At 44.2% G+C, this 20,244-nt stretch carries 21 protein-coding genes; 12 read left to right on the forward strand and 9 right to left on the reverse strand.

Annotated features, from left to right (window positions below):
* Window positions 1–95: 95 nt before the first annotated feature.
* From SPHMEL_RS02005 to SPHMEL_RS02015, 4 genes are read right to left on the reverse strand one after another with little or no spacing between them, the layout of a single operon-like run.
* Entirely contained in the window at window positions 96–698 is a 603-nt protein-coding gene (locus SPHMEL_RS02005; RefSeq protein ID WP_198011708.1) for a hypothetical protein, read from the reverse strand.
* A 17-nt stretch (window positions 699–715) separates the two neighbouring features.
* Entirely contained in the window at window positions 716–850 is a 135-nt protein-coding gene (locus SPHMEL_RS07600) for a hypothetical protein (protein WP_269479112.1), read from the reverse strand.
* 9 nt (window positions 851–859) lie between these two features.
* Complete coding sequence (locus SPHMEL_RS02010; protein WP_042667081.1) at window positions 860–1,231, reverse strand: hypothetical protein; 372 nt, start codon at window positions 1,229–1,231, stop codon at window positions 860–862.
* A 10-nt stretch (window positions 1,232–1,241) separates the two neighbouring features.
* Window positions 1,242–1,604 (reverse strand): hypothetical protein, encoded by a 363-nt coding sequence (locus SPHMEL_RS02015; protein WP_042667910.1) that lies wholly within the window; start codon window positions 1,602–1,604, stop codon window positions 1,242–1,244.
* Window positions 1,605–1,754: 150 nt separating this feature from the next.
* Between SPHMEL_RS02015 and SPHMEL_RS02020 the strand changes: the two genes are divergently transcribed.
* The 7 genes from SPHMEL_RS02020 to SPHMEL_RS02050 all read left to right on the forward strand — a co-directional run bounded on the left by SPHMEL_RS02020 (window position 1,755) and on the right by SPHMEL_RS02050 (window position 8,946).
* Window positions 1,755–2,633 (forward strand): hypothetical protein, encoded by an 879-nt coding sequence (locus SPHMEL_RS02020; RefSeq protein ID WP_042667082.1) that lies wholly within the window; start codon window positions 1,755–1,757, stop codon window positions 2,631–2,633.
* A 40-nt stretch (window positions 2,634–2,673) separates the two neighbouring features.
* Complete coding sequence (locus SPHMEL_RS02025; RefSeq protein WP_198011729.1) at window positions 2,674–3,831, forward strand: AAA family ATPase; 1,158 nt, start codon at window positions 2,674–2,676, stop codon at window positions 3,829–3,831.
* A 590-nt stretch (window positions 3,832–4,421) separates the two neighbouring features.
* Window positions 4,422–4,607, forward strand: a complete 186-nt coding sequence (locus SPHMEL_RS02030) for a chromatin protein Cren7 (protein ID WP_173361975.1) — start codon at window positions 4,422–4,424, stop codon at window positions 4,605–4,607.
* 241 nt (window positions 4,608–4,848) lie between these two features.
* The gene (locus SPHMEL_RS02035) at window positions 4,849–6,060 is read left to right on the forward strand and encodes a 4Fe-4S dicluster-binding protein (RefSeq protein ID WP_042667084.1); all 1,212 of its coding nucleotides are present in this window, start codon (window positions 4,849–4,851) and stop codon (window positions 6,058–6,060) included.
* Window positions 6,061–6,222: 162 nt separating this feature from the next.
* Window positions 6,223–7,461 carry a phosphoglycerate kinase gene (locus SPHMEL_RS02040; protein WP_198011709.1) on the forward strand — a complete coding sequence of 413 codons (1,239 nt, stop codon included), beginning with the start codon at window positions 6,223–6,225 and terminating at the stop codon, window positions 7,459–7,461.
* 2 nt (window positions 7,462–7,463) lie between these two features.
* Complete coding sequence (locus SPHMEL_RS02045) at window positions 7,464–8,516, forward strand: type II glyceraldehyde-3-phosphate dehydrogenase (RefSeq protein WP_042667087.1); 1,053 nt, start codon at window positions 7,464–7,466, stop codon at window positions 8,514–8,516.
* Window positions 8,517–8,529: 13 nt separating this feature from the next.
* A complete protein-coding gene (locus SPHMEL_RS02050; RefSeq protein ID WP_042667089.1) occupies window positions 8,530–8,946 on the forward strand; it encodes a universal stress protein in 417 nt (138 codons plus the stop codon).
* On the opposite strand, the gene SPHMEL_RS02055 is transcribed toward SPHMEL_RS02050, so the two are convergent.
* Entirely contained in the window at window positions 8,933–10,465 is a 1,533-nt protein-coding gene (locus SPHMEL_RS02055) for a glycosyltransferase (protein WP_042667091.1), read from the reverse strand. The two genes, SPHMEL_RS02050 and SPHMEL_RS02055, sit on opposite strands and share 14 nt — an antisense overlap.
* 90 nt (window positions 10,466–10,555) lie before the next feature.
* Between SPHMEL_RS02055 and SPHMEL_RS02060 the strand changes: the two genes are divergently transcribed.
* Both SPHMEL_RS02060 and pheT read left to right on the forward strand, forming a co-directional pair.
* Window positions 10,556–12,193, forward strand: a complete 1,638-nt coding sequence (locus tag SPHMEL_RS02060) for a zinc-binding metallopeptidase family protein (RefSeq protein ID WP_042667093.1) — start codon at window positions 10,556–10,558, stop codon at window positions 12,191–12,193.
* Between the two features lie 5 nt (window positions 12,194–12,198).
* On the forward strand, window positions 12,199–13,872 hold the full coding sequence (gene pheT / locus SPHMEL_RS02065; protein WP_042667095.1) for a phenylalanine--tRNA ligase subunit beta: 1,674 nt from the start codon (window positions 12,199–12,201) through the stop codon (window positions 13,870–13,872).
* A gap of 57 nt (window positions 13,873–13,929) precedes the next feature.
* Here the strand turns inward: pheT and SPHMEL_RS02070 are convergent, their stop codons facing one another.
* The 4 genes from SPHMEL_RS02070 to SPHMEL_RS02085 all read right to left on the reverse strand — a co-directional run bounded on the left by SPHMEL_RS02070 (window position 13,930) and on the right by SPHMEL_RS02085 (window position 17,135).
* Complete coding sequence (locus SPHMEL_RS02070; RefSeq protein WP_042667097.1) at window positions 13,930–15,090, reverse strand: cation:proton antiporter; 1,161 nt, start codon at window positions 15,088–15,090, stop codon at window positions 13,930–13,932.
* 71 nt (window positions 15,091–15,161) lie between these two features.
* Window positions 15,162–16,118: a hypothetical protein gene (locus SPHMEL_RS02075; protein ID WP_012607861.1), complete on the reverse strand. Its 957-nt coding sequence runs from the start codon at window positions 16,116–16,118 to the stop codon at window positions 15,162–15,164.
* Window positions 16,119–16,295: 177 nt separating this feature from the next.
* On the reverse strand, window positions 16,296–16,664 hold the full coding sequence (locus tag SPHMEL_RS02080; protein WP_042667099.1) for a transcriptional regulator: 369 nt from the start codon (window positions 16,662–16,664) through the stop codon (window positions 16,296–16,298).
* A 99-nt stretch (window positions 16,665–16,763) separates the two neighbouring features.
* Window positions 16,764–17,135: an MGMT family protein gene (locus SPHMEL_RS02085; RefSeq protein WP_042667100.1), complete on the reverse strand. Its 372-nt coding sequence runs from the start codon at window positions 17,133–17,135 to the stop codon at window positions 16,764–16,766.
* Window positions 17,136–17,524: 389 nt separating this feature from the next.
* Here SPHMEL_RS02085 and SPHMEL_RS02090 point away from each other — a divergent pair, with 389 nt between their 5' ends.
* The 3 genes from SPHMEL_RS02090 to SPHMEL_RS02100 are packed head-to-tail and all read left to right on the forward strand — an operon-like array spanning window position 17,525 to window position 20,182.
* A complete protein-coding gene (locus SPHMEL_RS02090; protein WP_084322086.1) occupies window positions 17,525–18,019 on the forward strand; it encodes a MogA/MoaB family molybdenum cofactor biosynthesis protein in 495 nt (164 codons plus the stop codon).
* 6 nt (window positions 18,020–18,025) lie between these two features.
* Window positions 18,026–18,754 (forward strand): HAD family hydrolase, encoded by a 729-nt coding sequence (locus tag SPHMEL_RS02095; protein ID WP_012607871.1) that lies wholly within the window; start codon window positions 18,026–18,028, stop codon window positions 18,752–18,754.
* 27 nt (window positions 18,755–18,781) lie between these two features.
* Complete coding sequence (locus SPHMEL_RS02100; RefSeq protein ID WP_232216719.1) at window positions 18,782–20,182, forward strand: MATE family efflux transporter; 1,401 nt, start codon at window positions 18,782–18,784, stop codon at window positions 20,180–20,182.
* The last annotated feature ends 62 nt before the right edge of the window (window positions 20,183–20,244 follow it).

The following is a 20,244-nucleotide window of genomic DNA, read 5'->3' on the forward strand; positions in this document are numbered from 1 at the left end:
TCAAGTGGACGATTCTCCCTCTGGTTCTAGGGTTGTTACTTTACAGCCGAAAGCCCCCTGCTCTCCGAAACGTGGAGGAGGTCAGTGATTCTAGTCTAGTATAGAGGTACAGTTATTTGGAAATCGCTTTTTTCATCCCCGTAGAGGCTTGCGAAAATAGTATATGATGTAGATGTATATGATTTACTAGTTGCATTAAAATACGTCTTCCACACTATTTTAACCCCGCTGAACATTGTTAAACCATTTATATCCAGTGAAAGAAGCCCGGCGAACAAGTAGGCTTGCGTAGTCGAAGAATAGCAGCTTGATCCTGTCCCACAGCATGTATTACTATCGAGTCTTCGAGGTGCCATGTAATTAATGAACCATGAGCTGTCTCGACAGAATACCGTGGCATTCAGGATTTTATCTATTACAATTGTATCCCAGTATTTATACGTATCTATGGTTACCGGTATCTTGAATAAGAGTAGTGTTGTACCATTGTCATAGTAGTATGAGGCATATAGGTATCCATTAGCGTAGTTGCTGCCCCATTCATCACTAGTTAAATTAATGAAGCCTATTCTCTCAAGCATTTTACTATATATTCTCAGCGTCACCGTGGATGGATCTGGTATATACATCGACCTCTGCCCATTGATATCAACGTAGGCGGTGATGTATAATGGAATAATGAAGCTGTCATTAATCATCCTCCCCCTGTAAAACGTTACGTTAAACCTGTATTCAACGTATTTATCGCATAGCCTAGTACACCTGGTACTATGATGGTGAATACAGTATAGTATATTAACCCGGTTATAAGCCCCTTGATGATACTGGTCACGATTTTCCCTACAGCCATTACGCCTGGTCACCCTGTCTTAATCACTATCTTGTATAAGCCTAGAACTTTGAACTCAATGTAGTTGATGCTTGGGACCTCATTAACATCTAGGCTGATCTCTATCCTCTTCTCTCCTTTATCTAGCTCTGGGATCGAGATACTGGTTGTACTGAGGTTTACCTTGAAGTCCCTTAGCTTTATATATGAGCAATATGAAATAATTAATGAAACCCTGTAGGTATTATTGTCGAGGACCCGGAGTCCACCGGTGTCAACACTGATTGATAGGCAGGATGTATTGGTAGCGAAATCACGCATCAATATAATCAGCGGGGATATCAATAGAATAACCACTGTAATAGATGCCACGAGCAACACATACCTGAACGGGCCGAGCAAGCTACTTCCCTTACTTCTCTTCTCTCATCTTAGACTCAGGCTTCTCTTCAGACCTCTTCTCTTCTCCTTCACAAGGCTTACCCTCAGACTTTAATCCTTTGATTCCGTGCCCTATTAGAAGGGAGCCCGCCCACACGGTTATACCTAGGAAACCGAGTCTCACCGCTATATCGACAAGTGTATTCACTAGTTTGACTACTGCTTCCTCTATGCCTGAACCCTCGATCCCTGGTAATCTATAGCTGTAGAACGATGACAAGGCTATTGATACAGCTAGAACTATGAATACTAATCCCAGTAGTATCAAAGCTAGGAAGATGAGCGGGGCCCGCTTAATGAGATCCATCTTTATATCAACTCCACTAGTAAACATATTGTGATCCATAATATTTAATATTTAAGGCTTGTGAATCCCTTGGTTGACCAATAATGCCGGGTACCCCTAGTGTATTACTATACCCGTTATTTAAAAACCGTTCACAAGGGATATGTTGGTGGAAGCGTGTGATAAAGGGGTTTAGGCATGTCTATCTCTATTACTGGCTCTAGGGGTGGCTTCTTCAGTAAACTGCTGTGGGCGTTTAAGCCCAAGGATCCATTTGTCAGGAATATTGAGGAATCCATAGTATTAATGGATAGGATGATAAGGAGTATTGAGGCATCTAAGAGAAGCCTTGAGATCACTCTCGAGGAGCATAAGAGGAAGCTTAAGCTAAGTGGTGTACAAGACAAGGAGCTTCAAGAGATAATAGATGAGGAGAACAGGAATATAATGGGCTACCTCAACCTCTTCACAAAGGTATACTATGATTTAACAAGGGTTAGGCTCAGGCTTGAGACAATCACGCAGGTCCAGGAACCAATGAAGGTGTTACCGGAGGTACTAGAAGAATTAAAGAGGATCGAGCCCGAAGTAGAGAAGATCAACCCACAACTGGTAAGCCTGATAAAGATGATTGAGCAGAAGGTTGGAAGCATAAAGGTGTCAACCGATAGTTCATCTATACCCCAGCCCCTCATAAATAAGTATATGAGTCAGAAAAACGAGGAAAAGACTCCTGTAAAGCCGGTTGAAAATATTGAGGCACTAGTCCCACCAGCTACAGTGGATGAGAGAGCCAGGGCGGCTGTGAAAATACCGCCTCCACCACCCTCGAACAATGGGCAGCAAGCATCGAAACCGGTGGAGGTTGAACCCGAGTTTCAGCGGGACAGTATAGAGAGCAGGAACGAGGTACCGTTAAATATTGTTGAGCAATGGGTGCTGGCTGAGCTAAGGAGTAAGGCGGGTATACTCGACATCCAATACTTCACATCGAAGTATAGGGTTTCACGCGACACGGTTTATGAGGTATTGAGGCGGCTAGAGGAGAAGGGATTAGTGAGGTTAAAGCGCTTCTAAGCCGGATTAACCCTGGCTACTGGGTGTGATTGCTGTGAGCATGCAGTATCTCGTTGATAAAGGTATAGAGTACGCTCACAAGGCTGTCTCAGCAGATAAGGCAGGGGACTACGAGACAGCTATAAAATACTATAACTCTGCCATAGACCTCTTATCAAAGTACCTTAAACTATACCCTGACTCCCCTCTAGCGGAGACGTATAGGGACCTGGTGCAGAAGTATAAGAATAGGGTAGCACTGCTAGAAAAGTATCTATCTAACTCAGTGAAGATAGGTGGTTCTCAGGGCGAGGAGGGCAGTATAGATGACGTTGTCGAAGTACTGGAGCCTGAGAAGAGGAGTAATAAGAACACGTTTAAGGATCTAGTAGACCTGGAGGAAGTAAAACAGGCTTTGAAACGCTCAGTAATATACCCTGTGAAAACACCACACCTCTACCCTCTTGGATGGGCCCAGGGAATACTCTTGTTTGGTCCACCTGGATGCGGTAAAACAGAGCTGGCGATAGCCCTTGCCAACGAGGTAGACGCTGTCCTTATAAATGTAAGCCCAGCCACAGTTATGAGTAAGTGGCTTGGTGACGCAGAGAAAAACGTTAAGAAGATATTTGATAAGGCCAGGGAATATGCTTCGCAAGGTAAACCAGTGATCATATTCATTGATGAAGTAGACAGCTTACTACAGCCCCTGGGAAACGAGGTGGGTGGCGAGAAGAGGATGAGAAACCAGTTCCTGATCGAGATGGATGGATTAAAGAGCAAGGAGAACAAGAAGATGCCGTTATTCGTAGTGGGTGCAACGAATAAGCCGTGGACCCTTGACATAGGCTTCATAAGGAGGTTCGAGAAGAGGATATATGTCCCACCACCAAACAGTGAAGTCAGGAAACAATTATTCATACACTTCATCGGTAAATTGAAAGACATCTACACAATCGATAACATAGACTATGAGAAGCTAGCGGACTTAACAGAAAACTATAGTCCAGCAGACATAGCCAGCATAGTTAAAGAAGTACAGAATAATGTGGCAGAGGAATTAAACGAGAAAGGATTATCGAAGCCTGAGGACATAAAGCAAAGCAGGCCACTAACCACAGAGGACTTCGTAAAGGTAATAGAGAAGAGGAAGCCTAGTATAGATCCCTCATGGCTGGAAGCATACAAGGAATGGCAAGAGAAATACGGTGCACTCTAAAGAACCGGGTACCCGGTTAAACTATAAATTGGTCACCGGGTACCCGGTATCCCGGTTTTCACATTCTATAATAGACTTCTGTTTTCACAGCTAGCGATTGAATGGTTTCACTCATGAATCATCTAAGCTATTTCTTTGAACACGGTCGCATTATACAAGCAATGGCTTACTAATGCGTGAACACATTCCATGTCATCCTACTGATTCATTCATATGCCTTGTACCTGGTTTTCATGGTTGTTTCCAACGATATCTGTGGGAATAGTTAAATCCATGTCTCGGAATAAATAATATAATGTGCGATGAGGAGAGTCATGCCGAGGGATCCCTAGGATGACCTCAGCCCTGGGGTAGCTGAGCGGTTCTCCATCTATAGGATCACACTTAGGAATGGATATTGTAGAACATCTCTAAGACCCGCTAGGGTTTTGAATAGTGCTGATACCTTACTATTTCTCAATATAGTTGAATATATGTAATAACATTGTTATGTACATAGATAGTGTTGTATCGAGAAAAATCGAATAATTACTAAGCTATGGGAAAAATTATATAAGGGTTTAACATATTAATTTACAATGGTGATCCATATGCCCTGTACAGAGAAAGTAAAGGTGAAAACCCCAGGCGGTAGGGAACTAGAGCTAGTTCCTGTAAAGGTATGGCAGCTGAACCCAAGGGGTAGGAAAGGAGTTAAGATAGGGTTGTTCCAGGATCCTGGAACCGGGAGATACTTTAGAACCAGGGTACCAGAGGAATACCCGCTCTGCAGCTAGCCGGTTACTATAGCATATTTTTAACCCTCTATCTCTGTTTCGAGGATAATGATCCTCTTCCAAGATAGTACCCATCCAGACCTCTATTGATCCTGGAAAGAGGGCCAGCTGTTACCAGGGTTCTAGCATGATTGATTATGTCTCTCTCCATCCTGGGGGACAGGATTTTTAGTTGCAATGTTAGCGCTTATTTACCTGTTTTAACAATATATATTCATAATAAAGATTGGTGGGAGAGTATATGGCTGACCTAAGTGTTGAACTAGCCGGGTTGAAGCTAAGAAATCCGATAATGAATGCTGCCTGTCCTGTATCAAGGGATGCCGATGCCATGAGGATGTTAATAGATAATGGCGTTGGTGCAGTCGTGGCTAAGACTATAAGTGTGAAGCCGGCTATAGTCCCACGCCCCAGCATGGCAGCAGTTGATCGTGGATTAGTGAGGGCCCACCTACTGAAAACCCTGAAGCCTGGCGATGTAAGGATTACGCCGGTGGACAGCGGGAACCACCGCTTCATATATGCTGTTCTTAATGCTGAATTATGGAGTGATATACCGGCTGAGCATTATTTAGAGAGAGAGTACCCGCTTGTTAAGAGTTATTGCGAGGAGAGGGGGGCAGTGTTTATAGCGAGTATAGGGTATACACCCGAGGAGCTATCTTTGCTCGGCCCGAAGGTTGAGAAAGCCGGCGTCCAGGCGATCGAGTTTTCAACACATTACATAGGCAGGGATTATCGTCCAGTAATAGAGGCTGCCAAAGCCCTCAGGGAGAGCGTTGACATACCAATATTTCCGAAACTAAGTCCCTTCACCCCCAACATTCCCGAACTAGTGAAGGAACTTGAGAAAGTGGGCGTTGATGGGATCGTTGCTACGAATACTATTGGCCCAGCCCTACACATAGATGTTGAGACCGGCTTACCGATCGTTGGTGGTCCATACGGCTATGGATGGATGAGTGGCCCAGCCCTTAAGCCACTCGCATTGGCAGTTGTCTCACAGGTGGCTTTGAATACAAAGCTACCTGTGATAGGTGTTGGAGGGATTAGTAGGGGTGTGGATGTCATAGAGTACTTCATGGCTGGTGCTTCAGCAGTACAGATATGTACAGCGGCGTTGATTGAGGGCCCACAGGCATTCGCTAGAATAATTAGGGAGGTGAATGAATGGCTCGATAGACACGGATATACAAGTATCCTTGATGTAAAGGGCTTGGCATTGAAGTATTTAAAGCCGGAGCCTAGAAGAGTGTGGGCCCAGCCACCGGTAGTAGACGAGAAGAAGTGTATTGGATGCGGGTTCTGTGAGCAGGTATGCAACTATGATGCTGTACATGTTGAGGAGTCAAGTGGTAAGCGTGTTGCAAGGGTTAGTATAATGAAATGCTATGGATGTGGATTATGTACAAGTGTATGCCCCACTAGAGCTATACACTTTATTGAGAAGTAGGAGTAGTTTTAATCAGATATCATAATTTTTCTTAATTCTTCATTTTATTGTGTTTATGTAAAAAATCATGTAAGAATTCTCGTTGATTAGTTTTAAATATTTAAATAAACCCTTCCATTGGAAGTTATAAACGCTGACGTTAATGGAATAAATGGTGGAACAATGAGCCACTTAGAGATCCCCAGGCTACCCACAATAAGGGATATTGATATAACGGGTAGAAAAGTCTTCATGCGCATAGATATAAATGTCCCCATAGATCCCGACACAAGTGAAATACTTGATGATCGACGGATTAGAACACATGCATCTTTTATCAAAAGACTAGTGGAGGAGTATAGGCCTGCACTGGTACTTGCATCACACCAGGGTAGACCCGGTGACAGCGATTTTACATCAATGGAGAAGCATGCCGAGTTGCTATCAAAGTACACTGGGATAAACATACGTTACATTCCTGACGTAATAGGTCCAAAGGCTCTTGAGGAAATAAATAACTTAAAGCCAGGCGAGATCCTCTTGCTGGATAACCTGAGGCTCCTTTCAGAGGAAGTATTAGAGGCTCCACCCGAGAGGCAGGCATTAACTATTATGGCCAGGAGGCTTTCATCGGTGATCAACATATATGTGAACGATGCATTTGCAACAGCTCACAGGAGCCAGCCAAGCATCGTGGGATTACCACTCCTCATGCCGAGTTGCATCGGCCCCCTGTTCGAGCGTGAGATAGAGGCAGTTAGAAAGGTATTCGGCTCCGGTGAGTCGCCCAGGATATATGTTCTAGGCGGCTCCAAGGTTAGGGAATTATTAAGGGTCATCGAGAACCTGATGAGGAATAAGTTAGCCGATAGAATACTTACAACAGGCCTCCTAGCACATTTATTCCTAGTCGCCAAGGGAGTGAACATAGGGACAGAGAACATGAAAATCCTGGAGGAGAAGGGGGTACTATCCCTTGTCCCCAGGGCTAGATATATACTGCTACGGGGAGCACCGGTTGAGACACCAGTTGATCTCAAGGTTGAAGTAAACGGTGATGTGAGGAACACATATATAGGTGAGGTTAGAGGTGTGGTTAAGGATATAGGTGAAAACACAGTCCAGATATACAGCGACCTCATAAGGGATGCCAGGATCATAGTTATGCGTGGTCCCGCAGGCGTTATAGAGGATGAGAGATTTAGAGATGGAACACTTAGGATACTCGACGCTGTATACAGTTCCAACGCTTTTACATTGATAGCTGGAGGACACCTGGCCTCTATGGTGAATGAATCAAAGTTATCGAATAGAATACATGTGTCAACAGGCGGCAACGCACTCCTACTATTCCTCTCCGGCGAAGAACTCCCAGCGCTAAAGGCACTGGAGTTATCGGCTAAAATGTTCCTGGGATGGTAGCCATGCCTGTTAAAGTAGCTGTAAATGGCTCGGGAACCATAGGTAAGAGAATTGTTGACTCAGTATTGTTGAACAAGGACTTTAAGCTAGTTGGAGTCGCCAAGTATAAGCCGGATTACCAGGCATACCTAATGATAGAGAAGGGTATACCAGTGTTTGTTCCACGGGATAGAGCAGGGGAATTTATTAACTCGGGCATCGAGCCAAGTGGATACATAGACTACTTGTTTGAAGAAGCAGATTTAATATATGACGCCTCACCAGGTGGTAAAGGTGTATTAAATAAGAAGATATATGAGAAACACGGCAAACCAGTTGTCTTCCAGGGAGGTGAGGACCCAGAGATAGCTGAGATCAGCTATAGTACGTTCTGTAATTACAGTGATGCAATAAATAAGAAAAATGTAAGGGTCGTCAGCTGTAATACAACAGGTATGCTGAGACTGCTATGTATACTAGAAAAGGAGTATGGTGTCAAGAAGGCGCTGGCAGTAATTATCAGGAGAGCGGCGGATCCCAAGGAGGATAACAAGGGCCCCGTCAACTCCATACTACTGGATCCCCCGGAGATACCTAGTCACCACGGGGTAGATGCCCGTACAGTGGCTCCATGGCTTAATATCACGAGTGCTGCCGTCGTGGTTCCAACAACCCTTATGCATATGCAGTTTATAGAGGTCGAGCTAAAGTCCCCTGTCAAGAAGGATGAGGTGCTGGAGGTGCTAGGAAGATATAGGAGGTTTCTACTTATAGATTCAACTCGGACAGGCATTGATTCCACCAGTAAGCTCATGGAACTAGCCAGAGATGCTGGTAGGATGCGTGGTGACATATATGAGAACTCAGTGTTCATCGATACAGTCAAGATCGAGGATACACGACTCTACATGTTCCAGGGGATCCACCAGGAGTCAATTGTTATCCCGGAAAACATGGATGTAGCATACGCGATACTGGGCCTTGAACACGACCAGTATAGGGTTGTGGAGAAAACAGATAGCCTACTGGGAATCGGTTCCCTGGAAAAATTGATTAAGACAAGTAGACATAGATAAAAAGGTGAGAACCATGAGTGAAGCACCTACATACGAGATAAGCTTCTACTTCAGGAAAATCCTTGTCCCAGTGGATGGGAGCGAGAATAGTTTAAAAGCGTTGGAGTTCGCTATTGACCTGGCAAGGCACTATGGCTCCAAGATAATTGTAGTATACGCTAAACCGAAGGGAGATCTACGGGGAGACCCCTTTGAACGCGTGAAACTAAGGGCGGCTAAGGAGGGTATGGATATACAGTATAAGCTGATAGAGTACGATCCCTCTAGTAGTAACACTCCCTCGGTCCTTGTCAGGGAGGTTATTGAAGGGGGTTATGATGCAGTGGTAGTGGGGGCTAGGGGTCTAAGTCTCTCGACAGAAATACCTATAGGGAGTACGGCTTTATCCCTAGTAATAAACTCACCGGTTTCAGTGTTCATTGTGAGGTAGTTCCACTGAAATAATATTTTTTCAGGACACCAGTCATATCTACTTTTTCAGGAGTCCTCTTCCAGGCATTCATTGAGATCTCTAGGTATTTCTCCGGGTCTTTATGATACATGTCTATTATCCATAGTAACTTGCTTCTGAACTCCGCGTATTCCTTTTCATCTATCTCCCTGGCTCTAGGATCAGTATATATGTTTATGAAGTCCCTGAGGTCCTGGCCAAAGAGCCAGCCTGTAACACCGTCTTCAACCACCTCGAGTACTCCTCCATCCCTACTAGAGAGCACCGGTACTCCATTGACCTGTGCCTTCATAAAGCTCGTTCCACATGCCTCCCACCCGCTGAACGGGGTGAAGAGCCACAGGTCTGATCCCTGTATTATTAAACGGGCTGTCTCAACATCGTATTCTGGAAGATATACTACATTAGCCAGCTTCAAATCTAGCTCCCTGAATTTCCTTAGATACTCTATTCCATCCTGGTCTCTTGGATGGGGTTTCCCAGCTATTATGAAGAATGCGTTGATATCCGGGTTTTCCTCGATGAATCTAGCTATAAAGTATGGCCTTTTGTATCTAGCTAAACGCCTTGTCCACACAATAATTGGTTTCCCCTCAGCGTTTACATTATTTTTCACTGCTTTAACTAGTGAGAGAAGCTTCTCCCGTGACTCAGCCCTGGCCTTCACTAGTATTTCTTTCTGGAACAGACCCTGTTTCCACGCCATATATAGCTCTGGATGCATCCACCTTGGTAGATATATGCCGTTGGTTATCCCCTTGAATTTACCAGCGTGCGCCGGGAAGATCCTGCCTATTATCTCCTCCTGCTTCCTGGATACAACGATTGCTGATTTAAGCCGTGACAAAGCGTACTCGGAGAGGTTTACGTTGTCTCCCAGGAACAGCCCGAATTCCCTCGCTATATATTCCCCTGGAAACCCTGGATGACCCCAAGGTCCGGGTGTGTGGATTATTATCCTAGCTTTATCGCTTACATCGAGCATGCTTAGGATGAGTGCGGTGTATGACTCCTCAAGGTCTATTACGTTGATCTTATCTAGGCCTATAACATTCCTTATATAGTATGAGGATGCCTTCGCCAGAAGAGCATACTTGAGGAAACTCTCCTCTGCACTGTCTTCAAGGTATACCCTATCGGTTAGCTTCCTCGCCCATTGAGGGCAGACGGCCTCGAATAATACGGCTTTCGCCGTCTTATATTTGTAGACCCAGGGCCTGACTATTACCTCAGTGTTCCTAAGAGTTACTACGAACTCCTCCTCAGGGGTTAGTTTTTCAAGGAACTCCCTATTCTGTCTTTCAGGAGCTAGTAGTGGTTGAATGCCCTGGAAAGACACAGACACATATCCATGTCTATAATAGAGGGAGAGCACTGTGTAATCGATACCCATATCACCTGCCCCATATAGCTTATCCCCTTCTAGGACGCCTAGTCCGCCAGCATATATGTGTGATTTATCGAGGGCTAACTCGGGTGTTATACTTACAATGACCATGTATATCTCCCTGGTATTATTTTTAATGGCCTGTCACACTTTATTATCTCTATAGATTATTAAGTATTACTTACATGGGGATTGACGAATTTGATTAAAGAAGTAATGGAGTCTCTTAGGAGAAATACACGTGGTTTAATGACATTAGACGTCTTAAACATGTTGACAAGGCATCATAGAATACAGGGTAGTAGCGGTCTCGAGAACGCTTTAATGGATCTACGCGAAATACTTGAGGGGCTGGGCTACTCTACACGGATGATAGAGATACCCAGCGATTCCAGAAAAGGATTCATCGACACCCCTGTTTCATGGGATATCGACGAAGCCTTTCTACAATTCAAAACAGGGGGTAATGTGATAGAGGAGTATCGTTTTAATGAGCATCCAACACTTGTTGCAGCCCACTCGCCTCCAGGGGAGGGATGTGGCGTTCTCTCCCTGTGCAGTGGAGGAAAATGTGAGGGTGAGGTAGTTTTAACTAAGGGCCCTGCCTACGAGGCATATATTAAAGCAGATGCCAGGTTGGTGTTGGTCTATGATTCTAAGAGATATAGTGAGGCAGTACCTTACATGGGGTTGTTCCTCCATAGCGATGAGGTGAAGGATAAGGTTGTGATGAATATACCGTATAAAACAGCTCTTAAACTAATGTCGATGCTGATAGAGAACCCTGGGAGGAAGATAGAGGTTTGCTGGAGCAGTAGGACAAGGTATACGGGTAAACCTATGCACGCACTTATTGCTTGTAATAAATATGAGGAGCCCGGTATAGTGCTTGTAAGCCATATATGTCACCCTAAACCGGGGGCCCATGATAATGCCAGTGGTAGTGTCGTAAACTATATGGCGGCTTTCGCATCACGGTTAACCGGGTTGGAGGTACCTTTATGTCATGTATGGGTTCCAGAGCACACTGGGACTGTATTCCTCGATAACGCTCTACCGTGGCAGCCTCTTGGAGTAATCAACCTAGACATGGTGGGCTCTAAGCAATGGGTGACCGGGTCCACGCTCAACATAGTTAACACGCCATTATATATGGAGTCGATGATTACCCCCTACATGTATCTAGCTGTGAAAGCTGTATTTGATACAGCACAGTCATTCGGAGGCTTTAATCTACCAGGGGTGAGATACTCGCTGTCACCGTATACTGTTGGAAGCGATCACGATATCTTTATTTCATGGGGGCTTGACACAGTCATGCTTAACGAGTGGCCGAGTAAATACTATCATACAGACATGGATACCGTGGAGACTCTTTCACAACATTACCTACAGGAGACGACAGTGGCTTCACTACTGGCCACACTTCTAGCTTATAGGAAGCTCCATGGTAACGAGGTTTCCTCGGTGTTCAGGGATTATTTAAAAACATGGTATGCCATAGAAGCCGTTAAAACAGGCTTCGGCACCAGCCTGGGAGATCTATCAAGAGTGATCGATGGATTCCCGAAGCTGAGGTCTGACAATATCGTGAAACTACCATCACCAATATCAACAAGGAGTATTCGGGGAATACTGGGATTTGAAACATATAAGAGGGTTTCAGAGATAAAGGGAGCTCTCACATATTTATCGCTCTATGCACCCTTAGCCTATGTTAACGGCTTAAATAATGTTGCACAATTATTCCAGGTTGAAAACCTGATTAAATGGAGCAGTGAGGAAGAAACATTAATCAATAACGCCTGGGAATTAATTAGAAATAAATTATTGAAGTGATAGATATGCCGGTTATCAGGGTAAGCATTAGCGATATAGAGGCCCTGCTGGGTAGTCGTGTTACATTGGAGAAATTGTATAAAGGGTTAACGAAGCTTAAATGCGAGGTTGACAATGTTGAGGGAGATATATTAGAGTACGAGGCAAACCATGACCGCCCCGATCTCTTTAGTGCAGAAGGTCTTGCAAGGGCTCTGAGGCCCTTCCTAGGACTGGAGGGGAAGCAGTACCATATCGTCAATTCAAGTATTAAAGGATATAGTGAGGGCATTCCTGGGAGACCCTATATAGCTCTCGCCGTGGTAAGGGATGTGGTTTTGAATGAGGAGGCCATTGTCCAAATAATGCAATTACAAGAGAAACTGGCCTCTACATATGGCCGGGCGCGTAGGAAGGCGAGTATAGGTGTATACGATCTCGACAAGATTAAACCACCGATATACTATCGAGCTGTCAACCCCTATGAAACCAAGTATAGACCTTTAAATGAAAACCGTGAAATGACGCTTAGAGAGGTGCTTAGTGAAACCGAGAAGGGGAGGTTGTATGGGTATATAATTGAGTCCATGGAGAGGTACCCAGTGCTAATGGACTCTGAGGGGACGATACTCAGTCTAGCACCTATACTTAACTCCGATGATAACAAGGTCACCACTAATACACGCAACATATTGATTGATTCAACAGGTTTAAACCCAGAGATCGTCGTAGACATGGTTACTATAATGGCTGTAAACATCGCCGAGAGATCCAAGAACAGGATAATCGAAGTTGTTGGAGTAGAGCATCCCAGCGGATTAATCATTGAGGCACCTAGGAGAAGGGGCAACTTTATCAGTGTTAATTTAAGTGATGTCAGTAGACTCATAGGCGTCGATATCAGTGTAGAAGACGCTGTAAGGTATCTCTCACTCCATTATTATACAGTGAGAAGCATTGAGGGAAGAGTCCTCACAGTGGAAGCACCTATCTACAGGCTTGATGCTAGAAGCTGGGTTGATGTCGCAGAAGATATAGCTATATCCCATGGCTACGATGCTATAGGAAGGCAGGCAGACTCCCTACCCTACTCAACCAGCATTGGAAAGATACATCCATTAGAGTATATATCGAGGAGGGTCAGGGATATACTAGTAGGACTCGGATTCATCGAGATAGCAAACTACATGATGACTAGTATCGAGTCCCAGACTACATTAATGGGATATAACCAGGGGATCTTCGTTGTCGAGAACCCTAAGTCAGATAGGTATACAGCTATAAGGTCATGGCTGACGCCCGGCATAATAGAGGCGATAATTGAGAACAAGGGTAAGAGGGCCAGGCTTGCAGTGTTTGAAATCGGGGATGTGGTGCTCCCCGACGAGTCAATGGAGACGAATGCACGTGTGGAGAGGAGGATAGGTATCGCTGTTTCCCATGAGAAGGCCACGTTAACCGATGGCCTCGCAGTGGTTAGAACACTCTTCAAAGAGCTAGGTGTAACATTATCCTTTGAAAAAACCATGGTCCCCGGCTTACTCCCCGAGAGGACAGCTGCTATCAATGTAAACGGGGAACAGATAGGCTTTGTCGGGGAAGTGAAGCCTGAGATACTGTATAAGCTGGGATTAATGAATCCTGTCATCGTATCTGAAATAAACCTGAATAAAATTATTAAATTACTCGCAACCAATTGAATATTTTCGAGGATGAGGCTTGGAAGGGATGACTCGAAAGGGGATGAATGCACGGGCCTAGCTGAATCCTCTCCTAGATAATAAGGCTACAAGTATTATTGAAGCAGCGATAGTGGAGAGGGCAACAGCCACCACGGTGTTAAATATCTCTAGTGATACAACCCCTAGTTCAAAGCCCTTAACCAGCAGGGTTAGCTCTAATACCCCCCTTCCCGTCATTGATGCCCCTGCAACCAGGCTTGTAAATGTTTCTTCACCACGAAGCTTGAAGAATGAGAAATACACTACCGTTTTAACAGATAATCCTATGGCTAGAAGCAGGATGAAGAGTAACGTGTTGACGGCTGATACTGTTATATGGAGCCCTACATATAGCATGAATAAGGGGGTGAAGACACCATCTATTATGGTACTCAATATATTGGTGAAATCATTTATCCTGGTTCTATATCTTAACATGGGGTCATGTATCCATATTCCTCCCGAGATGAATATTCCAGCTAGATAAGCAGCTATAAAGGGACTTACACCGGAGACATAGGCTACTAGTAGCATTAGTGATAATAGTAGCAATGCTATATCAGTGAAAAACGCTATGTCCCTAGACATATAGATAAACATGTTTTTAAGGACGCTCCGCCGCCTCGATAATAATGTGAAGACCAGTATCGTGAGCGCCATAGAAACCAGTATTGGTAGTGCAACATTACTGACGTTCCCCGTTACATACCAGATATAGTATGCAGACGTGGTAAACAACATGAAGAGGTCATCAACGAAGCTTGCCGAGACCAGTATCGACCTGATGTGTATGGGGAGCCTCTTTATAATCATAGATACTGTTTCAGTCGCGGTGTTAGATAATAATAGTGCAATAATGAATGCTAACTCCAGGGAGAATCCAATATATGTTACAGCCAGTAAAACGAATGCCATAGTGAAGGCTACGGAGAGCAGCGAGACCATTGTTGATGACTTGAAATTCTCGATGATAGTCTCTAGATCACTCGAAACACCTGCATAGAATACTACAAATATAGCTGCCACATTTGAGATAAGCATTAGATCACGTATATACTCGCCCTTACCCAGGGTTAATCCAAGTAGAATAGCTGTTGCTAAATAACCAGCTACCTCGTTTATATTTAGTCTACGTGCCATGTGTCCAGTGATCTTCGAGATTAGAAAACCTAGAAACACATATTCTATTGTTTGCATTTAATCGGTGCCACCGTATATTATACTGCTTATAGAATAGCTTTTAAGCCTTGCCCAATTAAAAACAAGCCCTAAACCCCTGGCAGTTGCTTTACACCCCATAGCCTGTATGTTATCTCTATTGCTGGAAGAGATTTCTCGAGTGATACTAGTTCATCTGCGAGGCCTTTGACGGAGAGGTTTTCGATTCTACCGTAGAAGCCCATGGGCTCTCCATTCCTGTTAACAAATATCACTAGATCCATTGTATCGCTTTTATCCTTTACGGAGAGTATCCCTATCTTATACTGCGAGAGCATGCCTTTCTTTTCACGTGCCTTATTTATAAGGGTATTGATATCCCAGGGCACGGTTAACTCACCTGTTGACACTAGGTCTGAGTTTATGAGTGCCATTGCAATCAATACCTCGTCAAATAATTTAGTAATATCTACAGTTTCTTTTTCCTGGGGAACCAGTATCCTCTCTGGTTGAGTAGGCTTAGGTGGAGTGGGAGATAACGTGGGTGGGGGAGGCTGGGGGGTTTGTGGCTTTACTGCTTCCTGTGGCGGGGTTTCAACTCTTTGAGGTGTTACTTCGGCTGGCTTTGGGGCTGGCTTAGGTGGAGTTATCATTGGCTTTACCGGCTTCTTTAATACATCCTCTAACTCCTTGGTGAATGATTCGATGACGCTTGTACACAACACCGTGTTTCCTCCCTCGCACACAGCCCTTAAATTAATATGTAAGGCATAGAAGACTGGTACAAGCCTATACTCTATCTGTGCCTTAAATGCATCTGAGTTGAAGTACATTAGGATTATGTCATCACTCTTGACCTCGCTTCTTATCTTCAGGGGAATCCTTGTTACTCCTAGAATAGACCTCCTGCTTAAGACGGCTGAGACCTCGTTTGTGGATGGATCGCGTGCTGTTATTGTGAAGGATTTCATGTTTGATATAAGAGTGGCTACATCATATAGTAATGCGTATGCTTCCTCCTTAGATATAGGCCTTATTATTACCTTCTCGAAGCCACTTGATGCCACGGAAAATGCCACCTAAAATAGATTTACTCCTTCAAAATATTTAAAATGGTAATCATGAGCAAATATATCTTTATCCCGGCTTTAAATCAACTATAACCCGATATAAATAATTCCTGGAACCAGCCTCCTCTCCGCCCCAAGGGACAAGCTTTCAGTTGTAATGTATCGTGTGCGAGATTAAAGCCTACCAACTCTACTGATCTCTTCAATAGGCTCGTCAACAGCGTTAAGAACCTCCTTGTAGAGGCCTCTCGAGAATAGGGAGCGGCATATACTGCATTGATCCAGGTTTCTCACTCTTCCCTTCCTGAAATCCTCTACAGTATCATCAAGCAAGTTCTTAAGGCCTGGTATTCCAAGGACTGATTCATAATACTTAGGCTTCCTCTTTCCCGTTAAAGCATAGTTTACGGCTGACTGCTTCATACCTAGTGCTCTGGCTGCTTCAAGTTGTGTGAACCCTAGTTCTTTAACTAGCCTCACCGCTAGATAGGATTTAATAACTGGCATTATCTTCCTGTTTAACACCATGCAGAAAGCCTTCAAACTCACCACCTATAACCATGTTATTTAAATGCGACCAGGATATTAAAATAATTAGTTGTTCTTCACCTAGCCCGGGATTCATTATACTGGATAAAAACTCTAAGAGGTTTTACTTAGGATGCTGGATTCCAGGTCCATTATATAGTCTTCTTTAACGTGTCCATCCAGGAATTCCACACCTTCCAGGCTTAATAGCTTCTTCTTCACATGGCTACCTCCTAGTGAAAAACCACCTATTCCTCCATCACTATAAACGACCCTATGACAGGGGATGATAACCGGGTGTTTATTAATGGAGAGGCAGTAAGCTACTACCCGGGGATGTATCTTGAGTAGCCTAGCTATACTCGAGTATGATGTTGTTTTACCGGGGGGTATGATCATAGTCAACGTATAGACAGCTTCACATATATCTCTCATCGACGCTTTATATGCGGTGACCTCTCTGCCTTTGATCTCGATTACTATCAAGGCTTACACCTTTAAGGGCTTCTAACAGGATTAAGCGTTTCCCTGCTGATGTTTTGTTAGCGGGGTTAGCCCCTGGCCTGGGCTCACTTGCTTCACCTAGACTGCATGGGGCTCGGTCGAGCCCAACGCCGCAGGGCCCCATCCGGGTTTCTAGCACGACCCTCACCGCACAGCGGATCACAGGAGCTCTAAGTACCCTAGAGATATCTACAGGTATTTAAAATTATCTATAAATCCACAGCACCCTATATTAAATACTATTCAACACATTCCTCGGGATCCGTATCTATATCTGCTCTCTTACTCTACGCTGAGCGATAAATTCATGTAAAGTAGGAATAGTGTTGATACAGCTAGGTTAATTAAACATGTAGTGGTTCTAGATATCAATGGTGTTGAATATGGCTGTGAAATTCCATATTGTAGTGGTTAGTGATAGGGTTGCCAGCGGGGAATCTATGGATGTTAGCGGTGAGAAAGCCGTTGACTACATTACTGCGAGGGGGCATATGGTTACAGGGAAAACCGTGATAGGTAATAATTATAGAGACATAGTCAGGGTAATACGTGAGGCTAATAGCAAAGTCGTATTATTCATTGGTGGTACAGGCCCCAGTCCCAGGGATATAACCGTGGACGTTATTGAATCGCTTGCATGGAGAACGTTACCCGGCTTTGGTGAAGCCTTTAGGAGAATATCGTATGAGAGAGAGGGGTCGAGAGCGTTACTGTCTCGTGCAGGCCTCTATATACTGCCGGATGGGAGAATAGCTGTTGTGCTACCAGGCTCCCCCAGCGCGCTCGAGATAGGTTTAAAGATACTAATGGATATTATTGAACACCTCGTTGAAGAAGTGGAGAGATTTGAGGGTCCGCATAGGTGATTAGGTATGGCTGGTTGCCTGGCTATAAGTTTCGATATATGGGGTACGCTTGTGGATCTCGATAAAACCCTTGATCACCTCTCAGAGATAGCTTCTAATAGGCTGGGTTTAAGCATCGATGAAGCGCGGAAAGCAATATACGTATCACATGAGGAGGCCCGGAAGCTCAGGAGGTTCACGCCGAATATTCCACCACTTGAGCTCATTGCACGTGGCAAAGAGATAATCGCGGCAAAGCTCTCAACCAGCCTCAATACTGTTGACTCCATCCTAATGGAAGCGTTCACAACCGTTGAACCGGGATCGATAATCTACCCTGATGTTATACCGGTTTTAAGTAAGCTCCATGATGAAGGCATCTATATGGGTGTAGTGGGCAATGTTCTATTCTGGCCCAGTGTTTACACAATGATCATATTGGATAAAACCGGGCTCTCAAAATACTTTAGGGTAGCCGTATTCTCGGACATTATAGGCTATAGCAAACCAGATAGGGAGATATTCCTGGAATTCGCTAAGATCTCTGGTTTCGAGCCAAACAGGGTAATACATGTAGGAGACAATGTTATCGAGGATGTTGGTGGAGCATTGTCATCGGGATTCCTGGGTGTATTGATAAATAGGAGGTCTAATAGGAGTATATATGTATGGGAGCTCAACGCGGCCGTAATTAACGACATGAGGAACCTAGTAGACCTCTACAGGGAGGCATCGCTGAAGATATGTCGTAAATAGTGTATTGATTTACTGGTGATCGAGAAAATGATGAGGATAGAGGAAAACAGGGAGAGAATACTTTACGGGTCCATTGGTAGAACACTCCTATGGCTTGGGCTACCATTAATGGTTGTCCAATTAGTGAACGTATCATACAATATAGTGGATACATATTGGCTAAGCCGTTACAGTGAGATAGCCTATGCTGTACCAAGGCAGGTCATGCCAACTTTCATGTTATGGAACTCGATAGCGCAGGGATTAATGGCAGCGAATCTAGCATTGATAACTCAATTGATAGGTGCGCGCAGGTATGATGAGGCCAGGAAATACGTGTCATTCTTTGTCTCGGCAACGCTTCTCATCAATTCTGTGGTTTCTATAATATACTTTATTCTAAGACCCATGATATTCAGCTATATAGTGCGGACACCGCCTCTCCTCTACAATGATACCTTAACTTATTCCGGGATAATCACGCTGGATATAGTTTTCTCAGCATTCACTCTAACCTACTCGACAATTCTTCAATCAATAGGTGATACACGTACACCTGCATCAATAAACTTCGGAGCCGCATCCATGAATATGGTTTTAGACCCCATATTCATTCTAGGGGTTGGAATCAATGGATCGATGTTGATACCGCCTATGGGGGTTGCCGGAGCAGCGTACGCTACAATACTTTCAAGGTTCATCGGACTATTACTCCTGTATGATAGATTGAATAAGAAATACCCATATCTAAAGCCCAGGTTAACACTTAAAATAGAGTTGGACTGGCTTGCTAAAAACCTGAGGATCGGGGCTCCAGTGACGTTAATGATGGCTTCAAATAGCTTGGCATTTATGTTTCAGAATGGCCTTATAAACCAGTTCGGTGAGTATGTTGCTGCTGCAGCAGCCATAGGGCTTATAATGATGGATCTAGCTGATGCAACGTTATGGGGTTTCACAAGCAGTGTCGCAGTTATGGTGGGACAGGCACTTGGGGCTGGATTAATTGATAGGGCAAGGAAGGTTGCCTTTAAATCAATGCTCTATATAGGGGTATCAACACTGATAGGGTCATCCATAGTTTACATGTTGAGGGAGGCATTCATCTCAGTGTTCACCGATAACCAGGTTATATTATCTGAGGCAGATAGATTCATCACAGTTTTCCTACCATCAATAGTGTTCTTCGCGTTATTCTTCATAGGCATGAGTGTTGGCAGAGGTTCAGGGCATACAATGGTTCCAACAATAATGGGGATAATTCGTCTATGGGGCATAAGAATACTATTAGGCTATATACTAGCATTCACCATAGGCCTCGGTAGTCTAGGGGTATGGATCTCAATGAGTTTAAGCAACGTGGTTGCCGGCCTCTTAATGATAATATGGGTTGCTAGAGGTGGGTGGGCTATCCCAGTTATAAAGACCAGGGAGCCTGAAACGGTTTAACAGTATTCTATCACTCTATAATAGTTAAATCCGATGCTTAATATCACATTTTCCACTTAGTT

This window comes from Desulfurococcus amylolyticus Z-533, assembly GCF_000513855.1.
GTDB lineage: Archaea > Thermoproteota > Thermoprotei_A > Sulfolobales > Desulfurococcaceae > Desulfurococcus > Desulfurococcus amylolyticus.